Consider the following 22407-nt stretch of genomic DNA (forward strand, 5'->3'; position numbering starts at 1 on the left):
ACTGCTCTTTAACAATTTATCAGACAATCTGTGTGGGCACTCAAAGTGACATGGATTCTTAATGTCTTCGGACAATAAATGAATACCAAGTCTCTGAGTGAACATACGTAATTCATTACGAAGTTTAATTCACGAGCATCAAACTTAAATTGAAGAGTTTGATCATGGCTCAGATTGAACGCTGGCGGCAGGCCTAACACATGCAAGTCGAGCGGCAGCGGAAAGTAGCTTGCTACTTTGCCGGCGAGCGGCGGACGGGTGAGTAATGTCTGGGAAACTGCCTGATGGAGGGGGATAACTACTGGAAACGGTAGCTAATACCGCATAACGTCGCAAGACCAAAGAGGGGGACCTTCGGGCCTCTTGCCATCAGATGTGCCCAGATGGGATTAGCTAGTAGGTGGGGTAACGGCTCACCTAGGCGACGATCCCTAGCTGGTCTGAGAGGATGACCAGCCACACTGGAACTGAGACACGGTCCAGACTCCTACGGGAGGCAGCAGTGGGGAATATTGCACAATGGGCGCAAGCCTGATGCAGCCATGCCGCGTGTATGAAGAAGGCCTTCGGGTTGTAAAGTACTTTCAGCGGGGAGGAAGGTGTTGAGGTTAATAACCTCAGCAATTGACGTTACCCGCAGAAGAAGCACCGGCTAACTCCGTGCCAGCAGCCGCGGTAATACGGAGGGTGCAAGCGTTAATCGGAATTACTGGGCGTAAAGCGCACGCAGGCGGTCTGTCAAGTCGGATGTGAAATCCCCGGGCTCAACCTGGGAACTGCATTCGAAACTGGCAGGCTAGAGTCTTGTAGAGGGGGGTAGAATTCCAGGTGTAGCGGTGAAATGCGTAGAGATCTGGAGGAATACCGGTGGCGAAGGCGGCCCCCTGGACAAAGACTGACGCTCAGGTGCGAAAGCGTGGGGAGCAAACAGGATTAGATACCCTGGTAGTCCACGCCGTAAACGATGTCGACTTGGAGGTTGTGCCCTTGAGGCGTGGCTTCCGGAGCTAACGCGTTAAGTCGACCGCCTGGGGAGTACGGCCGCAAGGTTAAAACTCAAATGAATTGACGGGGGCCCGCACAAGCGGTGGAGCATGTGGTTTAATTCGATGCAACGCGAAGAACCTTACCTACTCTTGACATCCAGAGAACTTTCCAGAGATGGATTGGTGCCTTCGGGAACTCTGAGACAGGTGCTGCATGGCTGTCGTCAGCTCGTGTTGTGAAATGTTGGGTTAAGTCCCGCAACGAGCGCAACCCTTATCCTTTGTTGCCAGCGGTTAGGCCGGGAACTCAAAGGAGACTGCCAGTGATAAACTGGAGGAAGGTGGGGATGACGTCAAGTCATCATGGCCCTTACGAGTAGGGCTACACACGTGCTACAATGGCGCATACAAAGAGAAGCGACCTCGCGAGAGCAAGCGGACCTCATAAAGTGCGTCGTAGTCCGGATTGGAGTCTGCAACTCGACTCCATGAAGTCGGAATCGCTAGTAATCGTAGATCAGAATGCTACGGTGAATACGTTCCCGGGCCTTGTACACACCGCCCGTCACACCATGGGAGTGGGTTGCAAAAGAAGTAGGTAGCTTAACCTTCGGGAGGGCGCTTACCACTTTGTGATTCATGACTGGGGTGAAGTCGTAACAAGGTAACCGTAGGGGAACCTGCGGTTGGATCACCTCCTTACCTTAAAGAACCTGCCTTTGTAGTGCTCACACAGATTGTCTGATGAAAAGTAAATAGCAAGGCGTCTTGCGATTGAGACTTCAGTGTCCCCTTCGTCTAGAGGCCCAGGACACCGCCCTTTCACGGCGGTAACAGGGGTTCGAATCCCCTAGGGGACGCCACTTGCTGGTTCGTGAGTGAAAGTCACCGGCCGTCATATCTCAAAACTCATCTTCGGGTGACGTTTGAGATATTTGCTCTTTAAAAATCTGGATCAAGCTGAAAATTGAAACGACACATCTTTAAGGTGTGTTCGAGTCTCTCAAATTTTCGCAATCATGAAGTGAAACATCTTCGGGTTGTGAGGTTAAGCGACTAAGCGTACACGGTGGATGCCCTGGCAGTCAGAGGCGATGAAGGACGTGCTAATCTGCGAAAAGCGCCGGCGAGGTGATATGAACCTTTGACCCGGCGATGTCCGAATGGGGAAACCCAGTGCAATTCGTTGCACTATCGTTAACTGAATACATAGGTTAACGAGGCGAACCGGGGGAACTGAAACATCTAAGTACCCCGAGGAAAAGAAATCAACCGAGATTCCCCCAGTAGCGGCGAGCGAACGGGGAGCAGCCCAGAGTCTGAATCAGCTTGTGTGTTAGTGGAAGCGTCTGGAAAGTCGCACGGTACAGGGTGATAGTCCCGTACACGAAAATGCACAGGCTGTGAACTCGAAGAGTAGGGCGGGACACGTGGTATCCTGTCTGAATATGGGGGGACCATCCTCCAAGGCTAAATACTCCTGACTGACCGATAGTGAACCAGTACCGTGAGGGAAAGGCGAAAAGAACCCCGGCGAGGGGAGTGAAAAAGAACCTGAAACCGTGTACGTACAAGCAGTGGGAGCACCTTCGTGGTGTGACTGCGTACCTTTTGTATAATGGGTCAGCGACTTATATTCTGTAGCAAGGTTAACCGTATAGGGGAGCCGAAGGGAAACCGAGTCTTAACTGGGCGTTAAGTTGCAGGGTATAGACCCGAAACCCGGTGATCTAGCCATGGGCAGGTTGAAGGTTGGGTAACACTAACTGGAGGACCGAACCGACTAATGTTGAAAAATTAGCGGATGACTTGTGGCTGGGGGTGAAAGGCCAATCAAACCGGGAGATAGCTGGTTCTCCCCGAAAGCTATTTAGGTAGCGCCTCGTGAACTCATCTTCGGGGGTAGAGCACTGTTTCGGCTAGGGGGCCATCCCGGCTTACCAACCCGATGCAAACTACGAATACCGAAGAATGTTATCACGGGAGACACACGGCGGGTGCTAACGTCCGTCGTGAAGAGGGAAACAACCCAGACCGCCAGCTAAGGTCCCAAAGTCATGGTTAAGTGGGAAACGATGTGGGAAGGCACAGACAGCCAGGATGTTGGCTTAGAAGCAGCCATCATTTAAAGAAAGCGTAATAGCTCACTGGTCGAGTCGGCCTGCGCGGAAGATGTAACGGGGCTAAACCATGCACCGAAGCTGCGGCAGCGACACTATGTGTTGTTGGGTAGGGGAGCGTTCTGTAAGCCGTTGAAGGTGTGCTGTGAGGCATGCTGGAGGTATCAGAAGTGCGAATGCTGACATAAGTAACGATAAAGCGGGTGAAAAGCCCGCTCGCCGGAAGACCAAGGGTTCCTGTCCAACGTTAATCGGGGCAGGGTGAGTCGACCCCTAAGGCGAGGCCGAAAGGCGTAGTCGATGGGAAACAGGTTAATATTCCTGTACTTGGTGTTACTGCGAAGGGGGGACGGAGAAGGCTATGTTAGCCGGGCGACGGTTGTCCCGGTTTAAGCATGTAGGCGGAGGTTCCAGGTAAATCCGGTACCTTTTAACGCTGAGGTGTGATGACGAGGCACTACGGTGCTGAAGTAACAAATGCCCTGCTTCCAGGAAAAGCCTCTAAGCATCAGGTAACATCAAATCGTACCCCAAACCGACACAGGTGGTCAGGTAGAGAATACCAAGGCGCTTGAGAGAACTCGGGTGAAGGAACTAGGCAAAATGGTGCCGTAACTTCGGGAGAAGGCACGCTGATATGTAGGTGAAGCCCCTGCGGGTGGAGCTGAAATCAGTCGAAGATACCAGCTGGCTGCAACTGTTTATTAAAAACACAGCACTGTGCAAACACGAAAGTGGACGTATACGGTGTGACGCCTGCCCGGTGCCGGAAGGTTAATTGATGGGGTTAGCGGTAACGCGAAGCTCTTGATCGAAGCCCCGGTAAACGGCGGCCGTAACTATAACGGTCCTAAGGTAGCGAAATTCCTTGTCGGGTAAGTTCCGACCTGCACGAATGGCGTAATGATGGCCAGGCTGTCTCCACCCGAGACTCAGTGAAATTGAACTCGCTGTGAAGATGCAGTGTACCCGCGGCAAGACGGAAAGACCCCGTGAACCTTTACTATAGCTTGACACTGAACACTGGTCCTTGATGTGTAGGATAGGTGGGAGGCTTTGAAGCGTGGACGCCAGTCTGCGTGGAGCCGTCCTTGAAATACCACCCTTTAATGGCTGGTGTTCTAACGTAGACCCGTAATCCGGGTTGCGGACAGTGTCTGGTGGGTAGTTTGACTGGGGCGGTCTCCTCCCAAAGAGTAACGGAGGAGCACGAAGGTTAGCTAATCCTGGTCGGACATCAGGAGGTTAGTGCAATGGCATAAGCTAGCTTGACTGCGAGAGTGACGGCTCGAGCAGGTGCGAAAGCAGGTCATAGTGATCCGGTGGTTCTGAATGGAAGGGCCATCGCTCAACGGATAAAAGGTACTCCGGGGATAACAGGCTGATACCGCCCAAGAGTTCATATCGACGGCGGTGTTTGGCACCTCGATGTCGGCTCATCACATCCTGGGGCTGAAGTAGGTCCCAAGGGTATGGCTGTTCGCCATTTAAAGTGGTACGCGAGCTGGGTTTAGAACGTCGTGAGACAGTTCGGTCCCTATCTGCCGTGGGCGCTGGAGAATTGAGGGGGGCTGCTCCTAGTACGAGAGGACCGGAGTGGACGCATCACTGGTGTTCGGGTTGTCATGCCAATGGCACTGCCCGGTAGCTAAATGCGGAAAAGATAAGTGCTGAAAGCATCTAAGCACGAAACTTGCCCCGAGATGAGTTCTCCCTGAGACTTTAAGTCTCCTGAAGGAACGTTAAAGACTATGACGTTGATAGGTCGGGTGTGTAAGCGCAGCGATGCGTTGAGCTAACCGATACTAATGAACCGTGAGGCTTAACCTTACAACGCCGAAGGTGTTTTGGCGAAGAGACAGACACGATTTTCAGCCTTGATACAGATTAAACAGAATTTGCCTGGCGGCTTTAGCGCGGTGGTCCCACCTGACCCCATGCCGAACTCAGAAGTGAAACGCCGTAGCGCCGATGGTAGTGTGGGGTCTCCCCATGTGAGAGTAGGGAACTGCCAGGCATCAATTAGAAGAACCCCGTACCGGAAGGTGCGGGGTTTTTTGCTTTGTGCGTCAGAAATCATGGCGGATGGCGGCTTCGCCTTATCCTGCCTGCAAAATCCGTAGGCCCGGTAAGCGCAGCGCCACCGGGCAGACCAGACCGCACGATCTTACTGGAAAGAGATACAGGAATATAAAAACAGGGAAGGTTTTGATAAACGCAGAAAAGCAAAAACCCAGCCATAGGCTGGGTTCTTTAAATAGTGGTGCCCGGACTCGGAATCGAACCAAGGACACGGGGATTTTCAATCCCCTGCTCTACCGACTGAGCTATCCGGGCAACGGAGCGCATTAAACCGCAATCACGCTCTAGCGTCAACATTATTTCGGGAAAAGCTGTTCAACTGCTTAAGTTTGCGGCAATCTGGCGGTTTACGCGCCGAATACGTCGAATTTAACAGGTTCGCTTACGTCAATGCCCCGCCCATACGGCACTGAGCAAAGCGCAGAATATCTTCCGCCAGCCGGTGCGCCGTATCCACGTCGGCCTGGCTACGGTTCACCAGCATGCGGCTCAGGCAGCCCTCCAGCACCAGCTCCATCTGTTTCGCCACCATTGCCGGGTCATCCACTTCCAGCGTGGTCAGTAGCTCGTGGGTGAAGTCATGTGCCGCCCGTTTTTGCTGATCCGCCAGCTGATGGACAGGATGGCCTGGGTCGGGAAAATAAGTGCAGGCGGCGATGAACAGACAACCCGGGTACCGGTTGTTGCTGACACATTCCGTCAGGGCGGTATAGCGCGCCAGCAGCTTTTGTTCCGCAGTCAGTTCTTCATTCAGCATCAGCTGCCTGCGCCAGACATCAACCTGCTGGCTGAGATAGCGCAGGGCATCATAAACGAGCGCCTCTTTATCCGGCCAGAAGCGCTTAAGATCATCCACGGGGTAATCGATACGGTCGGCTACCATCTCAAGCGTGGTGCTGGCGATCCCTTGAATCTCAAGTAATTGCAGGGCTTGTCCCAGTACGTCTTCACGTTGCACGGTTATCTCCTCCGCTATTCCCAACGGTTTGTCCCGTTTAAAGTGTTGTTTACGGTTGGCGATTGCGCAAATGCGCGTTAAATGCCGCTGCATCCATAAACCCGGTTACACGCTGTTCTGGCTGCTCCTGGCCCTGCTGATTGAAGAACAGAATGGTTGGCAGCCCGAGCACGTTAAGCTGCTTCTGCAGAGCCTTATCCTGCGCATTATTGGCGGTCACGTTCGCCTGAAGCAAAACGGTCTCTTTCAGGGCACTTTGCACCTGCGGATCGCTAAAGGTATATTTCTCAAACTCTTTGCAGGCAACGCACCAGTCGGCATAGAGATCGAGCATCACCGGTTTGCCTTTTGCCTGTGCGAGCGCGCTGTTGAGCTCATCAACGTTCTTAATCTGGATGAAGTTCAGATGCGCCTGCGTCTGGTCTACCGGCGAGCCGAACGCCCAGTCCTGAAGAGGACGCACGCTCACCAGCGCGGCGGCGAGCAGGAGGATTTGCACCAGGCGCATCCACGCTTTTTTCGCCCCCAGACTGACGATAAACGCCCAGGAGAAGAATGCTACGCCGAGCATCGCCCACAGACGCAAACCCCAGACGTCGCCGATGATACGCTCGAGGAGGAACACCGGCAGCGCCAGAATCACAAAGCCAAACGCGGTTTTCACCGTCTCCATCCACGGGCCGCTCTTCGGCAGAAGTCGATTGCCGAAAACCGTGACCAGAATCAGCGGTAGGCCCATGCCCAGCGCGTAAAGGTACAACGTACCGCCGCCAAGCCACAGATTCCCGCTCTGGGCAATATAGAGCAGGATGGCACTCAGCGGTGCGGTGGTGCAAGGGGAACAAATTAAACCAGCGATGGCTCCCATCGCGAATACCCCACCCGCCGAGCCACCCTGCTGGCGATTACTCATTAGCGTTAAGCGAGTTTGCAGAGACGACGGTAACTGCAGGGTAAACAGGCCGAACATCGACAGAGCCAGCAGGATAAACACCACCGATAAGCTAATAAGGACGTAAGGATGCTGCAGTGCGGCCTGGAACTGTAACCCGGCAGCGGCAACCACAAGGCCAAGGGCCGTGTAGGTCAACGCCATGCCCTGCACATAAATAAAGGCCAACAGCAGGGCGCGGGCGGTGGAAAGCCGTTGCTTACCGCCCAGCACGATGCCAGAGATGAGCGGATACATCGGCAGCACGCACGGCGTAAAGGCAATGCCGATACCGATCAGCAAGGCCCACAGCGCGGAGAACGGAAGGTCTGACGCGGCTTCACTTTTACCGCTCTCCCCAGAGGGGAGAGGGGAGAAAGCGGCGGCAGCCTTAACTTCGCTGAGTGGAACGACCTTCGTTTCAGGCGGATAGCAGAATCCCGCGTCCGCGCACCCCTGATAGGTCACCGTCAGGGTCGCACCTTTATCCGCCTGATTCACCGTAACAGGCAAGCTCAGGCGCTGGCGGTAGATTTCACTCTTGCCGTAGAACTCGTCCTCATGCCACTCGCCAGAGGGCATCTGTAAAGCGCCCACGCTGGCCTGAGCAGGCGTAATGCTTACCTGCTTGCGATAGAGGTAATAACCCTCTTTCACCTGCCAGTTGAGCGTAAGGTCATGCTGGTTTTGCTGAAAATCGAAAACGAAAGCCTGGTCGGCAGGGATGAAGTTCGAACGGCCGGGCGCGTCAAACAACCCGGCAAAAGCTGACGTGCTGCACAGCAGCAGGATCAGCGTAAGGAAGCGTTGAGCCATGAGAGATAGTCGTTATCGCCATGAACCACTGGCAGGACCAGCAGCTCCGGGGTTTGGTAAGGATGATGAGATTTGAGGCAGTCCAGGAGAGCCTGCTGATTCGCCAGATTAGTTTTGAGCAACATCTGAACTTCGTACTCTTGCTCCAGCTTGCCTTCCCAGTAATAAAGGGAGGTGGCACCGGGGAGGAGCGTCACGCAGGCTGCCAGTTTTTCGGCCAGCACTTTGGCGGCGAGATCCTGGGCAGAGGCTTCATCAGGGGCGGTACACAGTACGACAACAGCATCAGGCGTGTTCACAAGTCGACCTCCTCATCACGAAAGTCTTCACTATATCACGCAAGGCGATTGGTCATTAATGAAACGGGCCGCAGAGCGGCCCGATTTTAACTATTTTTACAACCACTCACCGTTTACAGCACCACGCCGCCAATGATAAAGCCGAGGATCACGCAAAGCGAAATGGCAACCACGCCCGGGATCAGGAACGCATGGTTAAACACATACTTACCGATACGGGTTGAGCCTGTGTCGTCCATCTCCACCGCCGCCAGCAGGGTTGGGTAGGTTGGCAGAACGAACAGGGCAGAAACCGCCGCGAAAGAGGCAATCGCCGTCAGCGGGGTAACGCCCAGCATCAGTGCCGCAGGCATCAGCGCTTTGGTGGTCGCCGCCTGGGAGTAAAGCAGGGTAGCGGCAAAGAACAGCACCACCGCCAGCAGCCACGGATAGTTGTGCAGCAGGTCGCCTGCTACGGTCTGAATGTCGCTGATGTGCGCTTTCACGAAGGTATCACCGAGCCACGCCACACCCAGCACGCACACGCAGGCGCTCATACCGGATTTGAAGGTGCTGGCGTTCAGCACTTCGCTGGTGTCGATTTTACAGGTGATGCTAATCAGCGTCGCGATGGTCAGCATAAACACCACAATCGCTTCGTTACGCGGCAGGACCGGGTTCTGGATCAGGCCCACGGTATCGCTGATGGCGGTCGCATAGAACATGACGGCGACGATACCGATCAGGAACAGCAGCACGGAGCGCTTCGCGTGCGGCTTCAGCTCGAAGACCTGGCTGCCGCGCAGGCTCACTTCACCTTTTGCCAGACGCTCCTGATAAACCGGATCGTCTTTCAGTTCAGCGCCGAGGAAGTTACACAGTACGGCAGTAATCATCACCGCAATCAGCGTCACCGGGATACAGATCGCCAGCAGCGTCAGGTAGCTCACGCCCATCGGCTCAAGGATACCGGCGAAGAAGACCACCGCAGCGGAAATCGGCGAGGCGGTAATCGCAATCTGGGACGCGACGACGGCAATAGAGAGCGGACGAGACGGACGGATACCCTGCTCTTTCGCCACTTCGGTAATCACCGGCAGCGTGGAGAAGGCGGTGTGGCCCGTACCGGCGAGAATAGTCATAAACCAGGTCACCAGCGGGGCAAGGAAGGTAATGTATTTTGGATGGCGGCGCAGCATACGCTCCGCCAGGCTCACCAGGTAGTCCATACCGCCTGCCACCTGCATGGCGGCGATAGCGGCAATAACTGCCATGATGATTTCGATAACGTCAAACGGGATTGCGCCGGGTTTAATCTGAAAGATAAGGGTAAGAACGAGCACCCCGAGACCACCAGCAAAACCGATGCCGATACCCCCGAGTCTTGCTCCCAAATAAATCGCCAACAAGACGATGACGAGTTCTGCTCCAAACATAAGGACCTTCCTTGCTTATTAACAAGTTGATATTGAATTGTTGTATTTCGGTAACGCCTAAAAAGAAAAAAGGCACGTCACAAGTGACGTGCCTTAAGAAGCCTAGCCTGAACGGTTACTGTTCGCTTTCATCGGTATATCGTTTTGCTTTATATGCCGGGTGCATCAGGTTCTGGGCCGAGAAGATATCGTCCAGCTCCGCTTCGGTCAACAGCCCGCGCTCCAGCACCACTTCACGTACGCTCTTACCGGTTTCGGCGCAAATCTTACCGACGATGTCACCGTTGTGGTGACCGATGAACGGGTTGAGGTAGGTGACGATCCCGATGGAGTTATAGACATAACCCTCACAGACTTCTTTATTCGCTGTGATGCCGTTAATGCATTTTTCCAGCAGGTTGTAGCAGGCGTTGGTCAGGATGTGGATAGATTCAAACATCGCCTGGCCAATCACTGGCTCCATCACGTTCAGCTGCAGCTGACCCGCTTCAGAGGCCATGGTCACGGTTGTATCGTTACCGATGACTTTGAAGCAAACCTGATTCACCACTTCTGGCACAACCGGGTTCACCTTGGCCGGCATGATGGACGAACCCGCCTGCAGCTCTGGCAGGTTGATTTCGTTCAGGCCAGCGCGCGGACCGGAGGAAAGCAGGCGCAGGTCGTTACAGATTTTGGACAGTTTCACTGCCAGACGTTTCAGCGCGCTGTGTACCATGACGTAGGCGCCGCAGTCGGAGGTCGCTTCAATCAGGTCTTCTGCAGGCACAACCGGCAGGTTAGAGACTTCAGCCAGCTTCTGTACCGCCAGCTGCTGATAGCCATCCGGGGTGTTCAGACGTGTACCGATGGCGGTTGCGCCAAGGTTCACTTCCAGCAGCAGCTCGGAGGTGCGCAGCAGGTTTTTGGTCTCTTCGTTAAGCAGCACGTTAAACGCGTGGAATTCCTGGCCGAGGGTCATCGGCACCGCGTCCTGCAGCTGGGTACGACCCATTTTCAGGATGTCCTGGAACTCAACCGCTTTACGCTGGAAGCCATCACCCAGTTGGTTGATCGCATCCACCAGTTTCACTACAGAGGCATACACCGCGATACGGAAGCCGGTAGGGTAAGCGTCGTTGGTGGACTGGCATTTGTTAACGTGGTCGTTCGGGTTAAGGTACTGGTATTCACCTTTCTGGTGACCCATCAGCTCCAGGCCAATGTTTGCCAGTACTTCGTTGGTATTCATGTTGACGGAGGTGCCCGCGCCGCCCTGATAGACGTCAACCGGGAACTGGTCCATGCATTTGCCGTTGTTCAGCACTTCATCGCAGGCTGCGATAATCGCATTTGCCGCGCTTTTAGGAATGGTTTGCAACTCTTTGTTGGCCAGGGCTGCGGCTTTCTTCACCATCACCATGCCACGGACAAACTCAGGGATGTCGCTGATTTTGCTGTTGCTGATGTAGAAGTTTTCAATCGCTCTCAGAGTGTGAACACCGTAGTAGGCATCCGCTGGAACTTCCCTGGTACCCAACAAGTCTTCTTCGATACGAATGTTGTTTAACATGTGAACCTTCTTTTCAAGCTGCCGATGGATTGTACTAAACACACAGTATTTATGTGGTTTTGAATATTTTCTGGCCGACGATTATTCCCTCAATCAGCCAGATGTTCGAGATCATATGCTGATGATAGCGAATTGCCGTAAGCTGGATCACTTATTATCGAGCCGATTCCATGATAATTATTAATCTGTGAAATGGGTCACCGCTTTAATATTTCCAAAAAAAATATCCGTGCAAACTGATTGAATTTTCGCTAACCGTCACCATCTCATACAAACGCGCGTCGCGAACACATTCAGACAGGGGCCCGTCGGCCCTTGCCACACAGGAGATGCCAGTGCGCTGGATACCGTTTATTGCTTTCTTTCTCTATGTTTACATTGAGATTTCCATTTTCATCCAGGTTGCTCATGTGCTGGGCGTCCTGCTGACGCTGATTCTGGTGATTTTCACCTCCGTCATCGGCATGTCGCTGGTGCGTAATCAGGGTTTCAAAAATTTCCTGTTAATGCAGGAGAAGATGGCCGCAGGCGAAAGCCCGGCAGCGGAGATGATCAAAAGCGTATCGCTGATTATTGCGGGGCTGCTGCTGATCCTGCCGGGGTTCTTCACCGACTTCCTCGGCCTTCTGCTGCTTCTGCCGCCGGTGCAAAAGCACCTGACCATGAAGCTGCTGCCGCATCTGCGCTTTAACCGTATGCCTGGCGGTGGGTTCAGCACCGGGCCAGGCGATACCTTTGAAGGGGAATATCAGCGTAAAGATGAACAGCACGACCGTTTAGACCATAAAGACGATCGGTGATAGATTTGCCCGGTGGCGCTTCGCTTACCGGGCGCTACTGGTGCGCATCGCGCTTCGGTAAAAACAGCCACAGTCCTGCCAGCATGACAATCGCGTACAGACTCTTCCATCCCACCATCGCCAGCAACAGCAGGCAAAGCCCACCCCCGATGACCGCCAGTGTTTTATAGCGACCTTGCAGCAAACGACATCCCGCCAGCATGCACAGCAGGTAGATCATAATGAAAATGCCGTTGGCGTAGACGATCAGCGCGTCCAGATTGATCTTCAGTGCGTAAATACACAGCGTGCTCAACACGCAGCAGCCCAGCACGGCATTCAGGGCATTCAGCGGAAGCTGGCGTTTAGACAGGCGCGCGAGGCGATTCTCAGGTTTGTCGAGCGCCTGCGACCACACCAGCCGGGCAAAGCTCTGGATATAAATGTTGAGGCTGGCAAAACAGGCCAGATAGCCGATGACGCAGGCGATCCACAGCGCCTTCACACCAAACAGATTAACCACGATACCCGGCAGCGATGCCGCGGCGGCGAGATCCGCGCCGAACGCGTGGAAGTGCAACACCAGCACGGTACACGCCCAGTAGACCGTGCCTGCCAGCAGCAGGCCTATCATCAGCGCCCGGGGGAAATCGCGCTCAGGCTGCTTAAATTCAGAGGCAAGATGGGCAAAGGCTTCCAGACCCACAAAACACCAGAACATGACGGAGAGCGCGGCGAAAAGCTGTGAATGATCGACGTCTGTCACTGCCGGGAAGGGAATTTCCTTGATTGTGATATCGCCCGCCCACCAGATAGCGGCAACGAGCGCGACAATCAGCACCGCAACCAGCGTCTGCAGGTTGGCGCTGGAGCGGGCCCCGCGAGAGCCTACCCACCAGACGATAGCCAGCGTGCCCAACTCGGCCAGCAATAACTGCTCGTTATGCCAGCCAAACAGCGCCTGACCAAAGCCGGTCGCAATATGCAATGCCGCAGGAAGGCCAACCGGAATGACGGAGAGAAACAGCCAGCCGGTGACACGCTGCAGCCGCGGCCCAAAGGCCAGACCGACAAAGTGCGCCACGCCGCCCGCGCTGGGGAAATGCCTCCCCAGGATGGCAAACACAATGGCTATCGGGAAAACCAGTACAATCAGCGCTGGCCACGCCCACAGGCTATTATTTCCCGCGACCAGCGCCGCCAGTGCCGGTACGGCTAACACGCCCGTACCTAACAAGGAGGTTGAGAGCAGGCCAACGCCCTGCGCCAGCCCTAACTCCTGCTTGAGTCCACTCATTGACATCGCCCTGCCAGTACCAAAAGAGAGGCGATGGTAACACTTTCGCAAATTTTTTTTTCAACTCCCCCTTGAAGGGGTAAAAAGCTATCCCCATCTCTCAGGGCACTAGTCGGAAAACCGCTTGCGGGCCGGCGTCATCCATAACTGATAATGACTTTCTCAAAGGAGAGCTATCAATGAGTATTCGTCCGTTACATGATCGTGTGATCGTCAAACGTAAAGAAGTTGAAACCAAGTCTGCTGGCGGCATCGTTCTGACCGGTTCTGCAGCAGCCAAATCAACGCGTGGCGAAATCATCGCTGTCGGTAAGGGCCGCATCCTGGAAAACGGAACTGTGCAGCCGCTGGACGTTAAAGTTGGTGACATCGTAATTTTCAACGATGGCTACGGCGTGAAATCCGAGAAGATCGACAATGAAGAAGTGTTGATCATGTCCGAGAGCGACATTCTGGCAATTGTTGAAGCGTAATTTACGCACGAGAATTTGAGGAAATAAGAACATGGCAGCTAAAGACGTAAAATTCGGTAACGACGCTCGTGTAAAAATGCTCCGCGGCGTAAACGTACTGGCAGATGCAGTTAAAGTGACCCTGGGCCCGAAAGGCCGTAACGTAGTGCTGGATAAATCCTTCGGCGCGCCAACCATCACCAAAGATGGTGTTTCTGTAGCACGTGAAATCGAGCTGGAAGACAAGTTCGAAAACATGGGCGCGCAGATGGTGAAAGAAGTTGCCTCTAAAGCGAACGACGCTGCAGGCGACGGTACCACCACCGCGACCGTTCTGGCGCAGGCTATCATCACTGAAGGTCTGAAAGCCGTTGCTGCGGGCATGAACCCAATGGATCTGAAACGTGGTATCGACAAAGCTGTCGCCTCCGCTGTTGAAGAACTGAAAGCGCTGTCCGTACCGTGCTCTGACTCTAAAGCCATTGCTCAGGTTGGTACCATCTCCGCTAACTCCGACGAAACCGTAGGTAAACTGATCGCAGAAGCGATGGATAAAGTCGGTAAAGAAGGCGTGATCACCGTTGAAGACGGTACCGGTCTGGAAGACGAACTGGACGTGGTTGAAGGTATGCAGTTCGACCGCGGTTACCTGTCCCCATACTTCATCAACAAGCCAGAGACTGGCGCTGTTGAGCTGGAAAGCCCGTTCATCCTGCTGGCTGACAAGAAAATCTCCAACATCCGCGAAATGCTGCCAGTGCTGGAAGCCGTTGCTAAAGCAGGCAAACCGCTGGTTATCATCGCTGAAGACGTTGAAGGCGAAGCGCTGGCAACTCTGGTGGTTAACACCATGCGCGGCATCGTGAAAGTGGCTGCTGTTAAAGCACCTGGCTTCGGCGATCGCCGTAAAGCGATGCTGCAGGATATCGCTACCCTGACCGGCGGTACCGTGATCTCTGAAGAGATCGGTATGGAGCTGGAAAAAGCGACCCTGGAAGACCTGGGCCAGGCGAAACGCGTTGTGATCAACAAAGACACCACCACCATCATCGATGGCGTGGGTGAAGAAGCCGCTATTCAGGGCCGCGTGGGTCAGATCCGTAAGCAGATCGAAGAAGCGACTTCCGATTACGACCGTGAAAAACTGCAGGAGCGCGTAGCGAAACTGGCTGGCGGCGTTGCGGTAATTAAAGTCGGTGCGGCGACCGAAGTTGAAATGAAAGAGAAAAAAGCACGCGTTGACGATGCCCTGCACGCGACCCGTGCTGCGGTAGAAGAAGGCGTGGTTGCGGGTGGTGGCGTTGCGCTGGTGCGCGTGGCCGCTAAACTGGCTGGCCTGACCGCTCAGAACGAAGATCAGAACGTGGGTATCAAAGTTGCGCTGCGCGCAATGGAAGCGCCTCTGCGTCAGATCGTGTCCAACGCCGGTGAAGAGCCATCTGTTGTGGCGAACAACGTTAAAGCGGGCGAAGGTAACTACGGTTACAACGCTGCAACCGAAGAATACGGCAACATGATCGACTTCGGTATCCTGGACCCAACTAAAGTAACCCGTTCTGCTCTGCAGTATGCGGCCTCTGTTGCTGGTCTGATGATCACCACCGAGTGCATGGTGACCGACCTGCCAAAAGGCGATGCACCTGACTTAGGTGCTGCTGGTATGGGCGGCATGGGCGGAATGGGCGGCATGATGTAATCGTGCGCTCTACGTCGTAGAATGTGAAAAACCCCCGGGCAGAAATGCTCGGGGGTTTTTCTTTTGGTCATCTTTTAGGTATAAGATTTACACACGGACAACTACTGTCCAGCTTATTGAAAACGAGGAATAACATGCGCGTAAAAGTCTGTGCAGGGATTGTAGGGGCAGCATTGCTGCTGGCGGGTTGTAGCTCCAGCAATGAGCTGTCGGCAGCGGGCCAGGGCGTTCGCTTTGTGGAAGATAAGCCTGGCAGTGAATGCCAGCTGTTAGGTACGGCAACCGGTGAGCAAAGCAACTGGATGTCTGGTCAGCATGGCGAAGAAGGTGGCTCTATGCGCGGTGCGGCGAATGCCCTGCGTAACCAGGCTGCGGCAATGGGTGGCAACGTGATTTACGGCGTGAGCAGCCCAACGCAGAGTATGCTGTCCAGCTTCGTGCCGACCGCCAGCCAGATGAGCGGCCAGGTCTACAAGTGCCCGAACTGATTGCCTTTTTCCCTCTCCCTGTGGGAGAGGGTTAGGGTGAGGGGAAACTAGTGCTGCCGCAGCTGCAAATCCAGCGGCGTCTTGCTCGGCTCTCCGCCAATCTCGCGTGCCAGCTTCGGCACCATATAGCCTGAAACCAGCGTTAACAGTTCGCGCATAATCTGCCGGGCTTCTTCGTCCGTCACCATGAAATGGGCCGCGCCCTGAACGCGATCCAGCACGTGCAGGTAATAGGGCATCACGCCCGCATCAAACAGGGCATTGCTCAGATCGGCCAGCACGCGGGCGCTGTCATTGACGCCGCGCAGCAGCACGCTCTGGTTCAGCAGCGTCACGCCCGCTTTACGCAGTCGCGCCATCGCCGCGCGAAACGCATCGTCAATTTCGTTCGCGTGGTTAATATGGTTCACCAGCAGCACCTGCAATCGGGACTGCTCCAGGCGTGACACCAGGCCGTCCGTGATACGTGCCGGAATAACAATCGGTAAACGGCTGTGAATGCGCAGGCGCTTAATGTGCGGGATGGCTTCAAGCTGAGTCAGCAGCCAGTCCAGCTCATGATCTTTTGCCATCAGCGGGTCGCCGCCGGAAAAAATAATCTCATCCAGCTCCGGATGGGCGGCGATATAGTCCAGCGCGACCTGCCAGTTGCGTTTATTGCCCTGGTTTTCGGCATAAGGGAAGTGCCGACGGAAGCAATAACGACAATTTACCGCACAGCCGCCTTTTACCAGCAGCAGGGCGCGGTTGAGATATTTGTGCAGTAAACCGGGCACCACGCTGTTCTGCTCTTCCAGCGGATCGGTGCTATAACCCGGCGCGGTGACAAACTCATCCTGCGAAGTAAGCGTTTGTTTTAATAGCGGATCGTCGGGATTGCCTTTCTCCATCCGCGCCACAAACGCGCGGGGAACGCGCAGGGCGAATAGGCGCTTTGCCTCGCGGCCTGCAAGCAACTCTGGGTGCTGATCGAGGTCTAAAAGACGCAGCAATTCATCAGGACTGGTGATTACATCGGCAAGTTGCGATAACCAATCTTCTCTGGACGGGGTGTTTAGGGTTACAATATGCGCCATTTTGTGGCTTAGCTACCAGTTAACAAATTTAGAGGGCCTTATGGCAACGTACTATAGCAACGATTTTCGTGCTGGTCTTAAAATCATGATGGACGGCGAACCGTACGCGGTTGAAGCCAGCGAATTCGTTAAACCAGGTAAAGGCCAGGCATTCGCACGCGTTAAGCTGCGCCGTCTGCTGACCGGTACCCGTGTTGAGAAAACCTTCAAGTCTACTGACTCCGCTGAAGGCGCTGATGTTGTTGATATGAACCTGACCTATCTGTACAACGACGGTGAGTTCTATCATTTCATGAACAACTCCACTTTCGAACAGCTGTCTGCTGATGAGAAAGCGGTAGGTGACAGCGCTAAATGGCTGCTGGATCAGGCTGAGTGCATCGTGACCCTGTGGAACGGTCAGCCTATCGCTGTGACCCCACCAAACTTCGTAGAACTGGAAATCGTTGAAACCGATCCAGGTCTGAAAGGTGATACCGCAGGTACCGGCGGTAAACCAGCCAAACTGTCTACCGGCGCCGTGGTTAAAGTGCCACTGTTCGTACAGACTGGCGAAGTGATCAAAGTGGATACCCGCTCCGGCGAATACGTGTCCCGCGTGAAGTAATTTACGTATGATTGAAGGCGCAGCGCCCGCTGCGCCTGATTCTTGCAGGCAGGGATGATGAAACGTACCGTTAAAATTCTGCTTCTGTTAGCGCTTTCCTGCGCATTGCTTTCCGGCTGTAACACCACGCGTGGAATGGGACAAGACATCCAGGATCTCGGTCATATCATTTCTCACGCCGCCAGCTAAGTTCGTCTATTTTTCCTAAAAATGCGTCCTTTTCCGTCAACCGGCGGGATCTTGTCTATTCTTAAGTTGCTATACACAAAACAACTTTGGCTATAAAAGGAAGATATTATGGTTAAGAAGACAATTGCAGCGATCTTTTCAGTCCTGGTACTTTCTTCAGTGTTAACGGCCTGTAATACCACGCGTGGCGTCGGTCAGGATATTTCTGAAGGTGGTAGCGCAATCTCTGGTGCAGCAACAAAAGCTCAGCAGTAATGAATAAACGGTACGGGACCAGCCGGGTTTCGTACCGTCAGCTTTCCGATTCCTGCAGGGATAAAAACGGAGAAAAACGCGTATCCATATGCAATTTCATGCGGATATTGCGTTTATAGGTATAGACCGTTTTTCCATTGATACTCAGGTGAGCGGCAATTTTTTGATTGCTCGCGCCGTCCATCCACAATGTCAGCACTTTCTCTTCCTGCCGGGTCAGCAAGGGGGCAGCCGCCGCTGGCCTTTCTGCGCATGAGCGTGAGATCAATGCGTCGTTGATGACCGTTGCCACTTCTTCGAGACTGGCGTTTTTCAACAACGACGACCACACCGGGAACTGTCCGAGCCAGTCTGTCATGCCGCTGTCCTCTCCCGATTGCAGCAAAATAAACGGTAAGCGTTCACTGGCGTTAAGCAGGGACGAGAGCTGCTGAAAATGGTGAATGTCCTGCCTGAAGCCGTACAGGTCAGCAATAACCAACGTAGGTTTCCATTGCAGAATGTGTTCTCTGGCAAGAAACAGATTATTCAGCCCGGTCACAACGTAGTGTCCCGGGAACAAACCGGAATGATTGAGCCATGCTTCAAACCCCGTGCGGGTGAAGTGACAACGGTCAATCAAAAGAATTTTGAACATATTTTATTCGCAGTCGGCTAGTGGTTTGGCTTCCTGCCATCAGAAAGCACATCATCATAGAGAAGTCGGATGAGTGCTAAAAGCCGGAACTCCGCGCCATACTGCGGCTATTTCTTGCCTTAACGTGTTCAGCAAAAAATGATTGAAAAAAAATAGCACGCTAACCACAATAGGTGGCGTAATCTCTGCCTTACGGGACGACCCGTAAGCGTTTCTTTCACCGGGGACGGCCCCAACTTGTATTAAGTTAAGGAGCCTGACATGTCCTGGATCATTCTTTTTATTGCTGGCCTGCTCGAAGTGGTATGGGCGATTGGTCTCAAGTACACCCACGGATTTACCCGCCTGACGCCCAGCGTCATTACCGTTACCGCCATGATAGTCAGTATCGTTCTGTTATCCTGGGCGATGCGCTCTCTGCCTGTGGGAACGGCTTATGCCGTCTGGACGGGTATTGGCGCGGTGGGTGCCGCTATCACCGGCATTTTGCTGCTGGGAGAGTCAGCGAGTCTGGCGCGTATCGCCAGCCTCGCCTTGATTGTGGCCGGGATCGTTGGGCTGAAGCTCAGCACCCATTAATGGGGTTGTTTCACCCAGATAAGTTTTGACACATCAAACCCTTGCCGGGTCGCGACGTCCAGCATCTGCTGCTTCATTTCTGGTGAAAGTGTTGGCGTGCGGGAAAGTATCCATAGATAGTCGCGATCCGGCCCGCAGACCAGCGCGTGACGGTACTCTCTGTCGAGCGCGATCACGTTATAGCCGCCATAAAACGGGCCAAAGAACGAGACTTTAAGCGCGGCCCGCCGCGGGTCGCCCGTGAAGTACGCTTTCCCAATCGACTGTTGCCACATCTCCCGGTCGGGGTTATAGCCCCGGTTGATCACCTGAATACCGCCATCATCCATCGGGCTGTAATTCGCAGTGACCTTCTCTAAGCCCTGCTCAAACCGGTGGTCGAGGCGCGCGATTTCATACCATGTTCCAAGGAAGCGTTGTGCATCAAAAGGCGTGACGACGGTAACGCCAGGCGGTGGGGTAGGGGAACTGCAGGCAACCACTAAAAACGCGGCTGTCACCGCGGCGATAACAGGCAAAATGCGCATAGGAGTTTCCTTACTGTTTTTTGTTAAGTGTAGATGACGGCAAGGAAAATGTGGTTTTTGTACGGCGTCACACCGTGGATTTTGTAGGCCGGGTAAGGCGAAGCCGCCACCCGGCAATGTTTTACTGCAGCGCGTCGAGGATGCGGTATGCCGCATCAACGCGTGCAGGGTTCGGATAGCTTTTATTTGCCAGCATCACAATGCCGAGCTGCTTTTCAGGTATAAAGGCCACGTAGCTGCCAAATCCGCCGGTAGAGCCTGTTTTATGAACCCAGGAGGCCTTAACCGGCGGTGCCGGAGGATTTACTTCTCTCGCAGGCAACGGTGCCAGCGCCACCTTATTGTCGCTACCTTCAACTACGGTTTTGGCATCGACCGGCCAGTTAAGCATTTCCCAGCCTAACCCCTGATACATGGCCCCCACGCGCCAGTAGCGAGACTGCGCCAGGGCAATGCCTTGCCTGAGTGAAGTATCCTGAAGGGAGTCAGGCTCCATGTTCACCATCACCCAGCTCGCCATATCCTTCACGTTAGTTTTTACGCCATAGGCTTCCGCGTCGAGCATGCCTGGCGAAACGTGGACCGCTTTACCGTCACGGTATCCCCAGGCGTAATGCGCCTCTTCCGCTTTCGGAACGTTAATCCACGTATGGTCCAGCTTGAGCGGCTTAAAGACCCGCGCCGTTATGGCCTGCTCATAGCTCATGCCGGAAGGTTTGACCGCCAGCGCGCCAAAAAGACCAATGCTGGTATTGGCATAAAGACGCGTGGTGCCCGGCTTCCACTTCGGCTGCCAGTTTTGATAAAAGCGCAGCAGGGAGGCGGTATCCGTGACCTCATCCGGCACCTGCAACGGCAGACCGCCTGCGGTATAGGTTGCCAGATCCAGCATGCGAATCCCCTGCCACTGCTTGCCCGTCAGCTCAGGCCAGTACTTTGTCACCGGATCGCCGAGCGATATTTCACCGCGAGCAATGGCATCGCCACCCAGTACGCCGGTGAAGGTTTTACTTATAGAGCCCAGTTCGAACAAGGTTTGTGGGGTGACAGGTTTGTTTGCCGCAACATCGGCTTTACCGAAGGTAAAGTAGTGCGGCTGACCCTGATAAATCACCGCCACCGCCATACCCGGGATGGCCTGCGCTTTCATCAACGGCGTAACGGTACGTTCCACCACCTCAGCCAGCTGTTTTTCTGACATCGGTGCAGCCAATACCGAGCAGGCGGTGCTGAGCAGCAGGGCACAGCTTAGGGATTTTTTCATCATCAGTTATCTTCCGTAATAGCGGTTCAAGGGAGTGTCCGGGCCCGTCAGACCGCTGTAGTCTGTTGGATTTGACTATGGCTGACAAACGGTTAAATTTAGCATTAGCTGTTAATTTTTCTAACGGACGAGACTATGACGCGCAGCTATCTTCCTCTTAATTCCCTGCGGGCGTTTGAAGCTGCTGCCAGGCACCTCAGTTTTACGCATGCCGCTATCGAGCTGAACGTCACCCATTCCGCGATTAGCCAGCACGTAAAGGCGCTGGAGCAGCACCTTAATTGCCAGCTGTTTGTCCGCGTTTCGCGCGGGCTGATGTTGACCACCGAAGGCGAGAATTTGCTGCCGGTGCTGAATGACTCGTTCGATCGTATCGCCGGAATGTTGGATCGCTTTGCCAGCCAGCGTGCTCAGGAGAAGCTCAAAATAGGTGTGGTAGGGACCTTTGCCACGGGTGTTTTATTCTCAGAGCTCGCGGACTTTCGCCGCTGCTATCCGCATATTGATCTTCAGCTTTCCACCCATAACAATCGCGTCGATCCGGCGGCTGAAGGGCTTGATTACACCATTCGCTACGGTGGCGGCGCGTGGCATGGAACCGATGCTGAATTTCTTTGCGCCGCGCCGCTGTCTGCGCTCTGTACACCCGATATTGCCTCTTGCCTGAAAAGCCCGGCAGATATCCTGAAGTTTACCCTGCTTCGCTCCTACCGACGCGACGAGTGGGCTGCGTGGATGCAGGCAGCGGGTGAACATCCTCCCTCGCCGACGCACCGGGTGATGGTGTTTGACTCGTCCGTGACCATGCTGGAAGCGGCTCAGGCAGGCGTCGGGATTGCCATTGCGCCTGTCGACATGTTTACCCATTTACTCAGCAGCGAGCGCATCGTGCAGCCGTTTGCAACGCAGATTGACCTCGGCAGCTACTGGCTGACAAGACTACAGTCACGGACAGAAACGCCCGCAATGCGCGAGTTTGCCCAGTGGCTGGTGGGAAAGATGCAGAAATAAAAGGCCCGCCGGATGGCGGGCCAGAAGCGTCAGATGGTGACCACGGCAATCAGCGTCACCACGGTCAGGATGGTCGCCAGACCGTAGAACACCCATTTACCGCTCGGGACATGGATTTTCAGGTCATGCATCGCATGGTGAATACGGTGCAGACCACACCACAGCGGCAGGACGATCATCAGGAAGATGAACACGCGACCGATAAAGCTGCCCGCGAACGCCAGTACGCGCTCGTAGCTCAGCGCATCGCCCGGGAACAGCCCCAGCGGCAGCATAATGCCGACCAGCAGGATGATGACGGGGGCGATGATGGCGCTCCACATGCCGCCTGCGCCAAACAGGCCCCAGAAGACCGGCTCGTCAGAACGTTTTGGATTTGGATTGATCACAG

General features: G+C 54.4%; 20 protein-coding genes, 2 tRNA genes and 3 rRNA genes. 13 read left to right on the forward strand and 12 right to left on the reverse strand.

Annotated elements, in window-relative coordinates:
* Positions 1–146: 146 nt before the first annotated feature.
* The 4 genes from AC0TOY_RS18860 (at position 147) to rrf (ending at position 5123) form a co-directional block, all read left to right on the forward strand.
* Positions 147–1688: ribosomal RNA gene (locus AC0TOY_RS18860) — 16S ribosomal RNA — on the forward strand.
* Between the two features lie 85 nt (positions 1689–1773).
* Positions 1774–1849, forward strand: a tRNA-Glu gene (locus tag AC0TOY_RS18865).
* 183 nt (positions 1850–2032) lie between these two features.
* A 23S ribosomal RNA gene (locus AC0TOY_RS18870) occupies positions 2033–4936 on the forward strand.
* A gap of 71 nt (positions 4937–5007) precedes the next feature.
* A 5S ribosomal RNA gene (gene rrf, locus AC0TOY_RS18875) occupies positions 5008–5123 on the forward strand.
* The 16S, 23S and 5S rRNA genes sit together here with 1 tRNA gene alongside, the layout of an rRNA operon.
* A gap of 244 nt (positions 5124–5367) precedes the next feature.
* Here the strand turns inward: rrf and AC0TOY_RS18880 are convergent.
* From AC0TOY_RS18880 to aspA, 6 genes are all read right to left on the reverse strand, one after another.
* Positions 5368–5443, reverse strand: a tRNA-Phe gene (locus tag AC0TOY_RS18880).
* A gap of 127 nt (positions 5444–5570) precedes the next feature.
* The gene (locus tag AC0TOY_RS18885; protein WP_407859347.1) at positions 5571–6146 is read right to left on the reverse strand and encodes a transcriptional regulator; all 576 of its coding nucleotides are present in this window, start codon (positions 6144–6146) and stop codon (positions 5571–5573) included.
* A 49-nt stretch (positions 6147–6195) separates the two neighbouring features.
* Positions 6196–7893, reverse strand: coding sequence for a protein-disulfide reductase DsbD (locus AC0TOY_RS18890; protein ID WP_473722364.1), 1698 nt, complete (start codon positions 7891–7893; stop codon positions 6196–6198).
* Positions 7869–8192, reverse strand: coding sequence for a divalent cation tolerance protein CutA (gene cutA, locus AC0TOY_RS18895; protein ID WP_014168278.1), 324 nt, complete (start codon positions 8190–8192; stop codon positions 7869–7871). The genes AC0TOY_RS18890 and cutA overlap by 25 nt, the downstream gene beginning before the upstream one ends.
* Before the next feature lie 113 nt (positions 8193–8305).
* Positions 8306–9607: an anaerobic C4-dicarboxylate transporter gene (locus AC0TOY_RS18900; protein WP_024907357.1), complete on the reverse strand. Its 1302-nt coding sequence runs from the start codon at positions 9605–9607 to the stop codon at positions 8306–8308.
* A gap of 115 nt (positions 9608–9722) precedes the next feature.
* A complete protein-coding gene (aspA, locus tag AC0TOY_RS18905; protein WP_003855923.1) occupies positions 9723–11159 on the reverse strand; it encodes an aspartate ammonia-lyase in 1437 nt (478 codons plus the stop codon).
* A gap of 335 nt (positions 11160–11494) precedes the next feature.
* Between aspA and AC0TOY_RS18910 the strand changes: the two genes are divergently transcribed.
* Positions 11495–11959: an FxsA family protein gene (locus AC0TOY_RS18910; RefSeq protein WP_024907356.1), complete on the forward strand. Its 465-nt coding sequence runs from the start codon at positions 11495–11497 to the stop codon at positions 11957–11959.
* Between the two features lie 34 nt (positions 11960–11993).
* Here AC0TOY_RS18910 and yjeH read toward each other — a convergent pair whose 3' ends face one another.
* Positions 11994–13235 (reverse strand): L-methionine/branched-chain amino acid transporter, encoded by a 1242-nt coding sequence (gene yjeH, locus AC0TOY_RS18915; RefSeq protein WP_473722365.1) that lies wholly within the window; start codon positions 13233–13235, stop codon positions 11994–11996.
* A 179-nt stretch (positions 13236–13414) separates the two neighbouring features.
* Between yjeH and AC0TOY_RS18920 the strand changes: the two genes are divergently transcribed.
* The 3 genes from AC0TOY_RS18920 to AC0TOY_RS18930 all read left to right on the forward strand — a co-directional run bounded on the left by AC0TOY_RS18920 (position 13415) and on the right by AC0TOY_RS18930 (position 15871).
* Positions 13415–13708: a co-chaperone GroES gene (locus tag AC0TOY_RS18920; RefSeq protein ID WP_003855929.1), complete on the forward strand. Its 294-nt coding sequence runs from the start codon at positions 13415–13417 to the stop codon at positions 13706–13708.
* Positions 13709–13739: 31 nt separating this feature from the next.
* Entirely contained in the window at positions 13740–15383 is a 1644-nt protein-coding gene (gene groL / locus AC0TOY_RS18925; RefSeq protein ID WP_023310114.1) for a chaperonin GroEL, read from the forward strand.
* A 134-nt stretch (positions 15384–15517) separates the two neighbouring features.
* Positions 15518–15871, forward strand: coding sequence for a DUF4156 domain-containing protein (locus AC0TOY_RS18930; RefSeq protein ID WP_024907354.1), 354 nt, complete (start codon positions 15518–15520; stop codon positions 15869–15871).
* Positions 15872–15918: 47 nt separating this feature from the next.
* Here AC0TOY_RS18930 and epmB read toward each other — a convergent pair whose 3' ends face one another.
* Positions 15919–16947, reverse strand: coding sequence for an EF-P beta-lysylation protein EpmB (epmB, locus tag AC0TOY_RS18935; protein ID WP_049123429.1), 1029 nt, complete (start codon positions 16945–16947; stop codon positions 15919–15921).
* 40 nt (positions 16948–16987) lie between these two features.
* Here epmB and efp point away from each other — a divergent pair, with 40 nt between their 5' ends.
* The 3 genes from efp (at position 16988) to ecnB (ending at position 17998) form a co-directional block, all read left to right on the forward strand.
* The gene (gene efp, locus AC0TOY_RS18940; RefSeq protein WP_010427766.1) at positions 16988–17554 is read left to right on the forward strand and encodes an elongation factor P; all 567 of its coding nucleotides are present in this window, start codon (positions 16988–16990) and stop codon (positions 17552–17554) included.
* A gap of 57 nt (positions 17555–17611) precedes the next feature.
* A complete protein-coding gene (locus AC0TOY_RS18945) occupies positions 17612–17743 on the forward strand; it encodes an entericidin A/B family lipoprotein (protein ID WP_048990206.1) in 132 nt (43 codons plus the stop codon).
* A 108-nt stretch (positions 17744–17851) separates the two neighbouring features.
* Positions 17852–17998: a lipoprotein toxin entericidin B gene (gene ecnB, locus AC0TOY_RS18950; RefSeq protein WP_003025482.1), complete on the forward strand. Its 147-nt coding sequence runs from the start codon at positions 17852–17854 to the stop codon at positions 17996–17998.
* 37 nt (positions 17999–18035) lie between these two features.
* Here ecnB and AC0TOY_RS18955 read toward each other — a convergent pair whose 3' ends face one another.
* Positions 18036–18635 carry a helix-turn-helix transcriptional regulator gene (locus tag AC0TOY_RS18955; protein ID WP_024907351.1) on the reverse strand — a complete coding sequence of 200 codons (600 nt, stop codon included), beginning with the start codon at positions 18633–18635 and terminating at the stop codon, positions 18036–18038.
* A gap of 261 nt (positions 18636–18896) precedes the next feature.
* On the opposite strand from AC0TOY_RS18955, the gene sugE reads away from it, so the two are divergent.
* Positions 18897–19214: a quaternary ammonium compound efflux SMR transporter SugE gene (sugE, locus tag AC0TOY_RS18960; RefSeq protein WP_008502938.1), complete on the forward strand. Its 318-nt coding sequence runs from the start codon at positions 18897–18899 to the stop codon at positions 19212–19214.
* On the opposite strand, the gene AC0TOY_RS18965 is transcribed toward sugE, so the two are convergent.
* Together AC0TOY_RS18965 and blaACT are read right to left on the reverse strand one after the other, a co-directional pair.
* Positions 19211–19741, reverse strand: a complete 531-nt coding sequence (locus AC0TOY_RS18965) for a lipocalin family protein (RefSeq protein WP_024907350.1) — start codon at positions 19739–19741, stop codon at positions 19211–19213. The two genes, sugE and AC0TOY_RS18965, sit on opposite strands and share 4 nt — an antisense overlap.
* 121 nt (positions 19742–19862) lie before the next feature.
* A complete protein-coding gene (blaACT, locus tag AC0TOY_RS18970; RefSeq protein WP_048990209.1) occupies positions 19863–21008 on the reverse strand; it encodes an ACT family cephalosporin-hydrolyzing class C beta-lactamase in 1146 nt (381 codons plus the stop codon).
* 132 nt (positions 21009–21140) lie between these two features.
* Between blaACT and ampR the strand changes: the two genes are divergently transcribed.
* Entirely contained in the window at positions 21141–22016 is an 876-nt protein-coding gene (gene ampR, locus AC0TOY_RS18975) for a LysR family transcriptional regulator AmpR (RefSeq protein ID WP_024907348.1), read from the forward strand.
* Positions 22017–22045: 29 nt separating this feature from the next.
* Here the strand turns inward: ampR and frdD are convergent, their stop codons facing one another.
* Positions 22046–22405: a fumarate reductase subunit FrdD gene (gene frdD / locus AC0TOY_RS18980; RefSeq protein ID WP_013095272.1), complete on the reverse strand. Its 360-nt coding sequence runs from the start codon at positions 22403–22405 to the stop codon at positions 22046–22048.
* Positions 22406–22407 lie beyond the last annotated feature (2 nt).

It is taken from the genome of Enterobacter sp. PL_is379 (genome assembly GCF_055817355.1).

Bases quoted from the DNA above. Each gene is read 5' to 3' on its own strand.
- AC0TOY_RS18890 (WP_473722364.1), bottom strand. From the start codon at position 7,893: ATGGCTCAACGCTTCCTTACGCTGATCCTGCTGCTGTGCAGCACGTCA.
- AC0TOY_RS18900 (WP_024907357.1), bottom strand. From the start codon at position 9,607: ATGTTTGGAGCAGAACTCGTCATCGTCTTGTTGGCGATTTATTTGGGA.
- aspA (WP_003855923.1), bottom strand. From the start codon at position 11,159: ATGTTAAACAACATTCGTATCGAAGAAGACTTGTTGGGTACCAGGGAA.
- yjeH (WP_473722365.1), bottom strand. From the start codon at position 13,235: ATGAGTGGACTCAAGCAGGAGTTAGGGCTGGCGCAGGGCGTTGGCCTG.
- AC0TOY_RS18920 (WP_003855929.1), top strand. From the start codon at position 13,415: ATGAGTATTCGTCCGTTACATGATCGTGTGATCGTCAAACGTAAAGAA.
- groL (WP_023310114.1), top strand. From the start codon at position 13,740: ATGGCAGCTAAAGACGTAAAATTCGGTAACGACGCTCGTGTAAAAATG.
- AC0TOY_RS18930 (WP_024907354.1), top strand. From the start codon at position 15,518: ATGCGCGTAAAAGTCTGTGCAGGGATTGTAGGGGCAGCATTGCTGCTG.
- epmB (WP_049123429.1), bottom strand. From the start codon at position 16,947: ATGGCGCATATTGTAACCCTAAACACCCCGTCCAGAGAAGATTGGTTA.
- efp (WP_010427766.1), top strand. From the start codon at position 16,988: ATGGCAACGTACTATAGCAACGATTTTCGTGCTGGTCTTAAAATCATG.
- AC0TOY_RS18945 (WP_048990206.1), top strand. From the start codon at position 17,612: ATGAAACGTACCGTTAAAATTCTGCTTCTGTTAGCGCTTTCCTGCGCA.
- ecnB (WP_003025482.1), top strand. From the start codon at position 17,852: ATGGTTAAGAAGACAATTGCAGCGATCTTTTCAGTCCTGGTACTTTCT.
- AC0TOY_RS18955 (WP_024907351.1), bottom strand. From the start codon at position 18,635: ATGTTCAAAATTCTTTTGATTGACCGTTGTCACTTCACCCGCACGGGG.
- sugE (WP_008502938.1), top strand. From the start codon at position 18,897: ATGTCCTGGATCATTCTTTTTATTGCTGGCCTGCTCGAAGTGGTATGG.
- AC0TOY_RS18965 (WP_024907350.1), bottom strand. From the start codon at position 19,741: ATGCGCATTTTGCCTGTTATCGCCGCGGTGACAGCCGCGTTTTTAGTG.
- blaACT (WP_048990209.1), bottom strand. From the start codon at position 21,008: ATGATGAAAAAATCCCTAAGCTGTGCCCTGCTGCTCAGCACCGCCTGC.
- ampR (WP_024907348.1), top strand. From the start codon at position 21,141: ATGACGCGCAGCTATCTTCCTCTTAATTCCCTGCGGGCGTTTGAAGCT.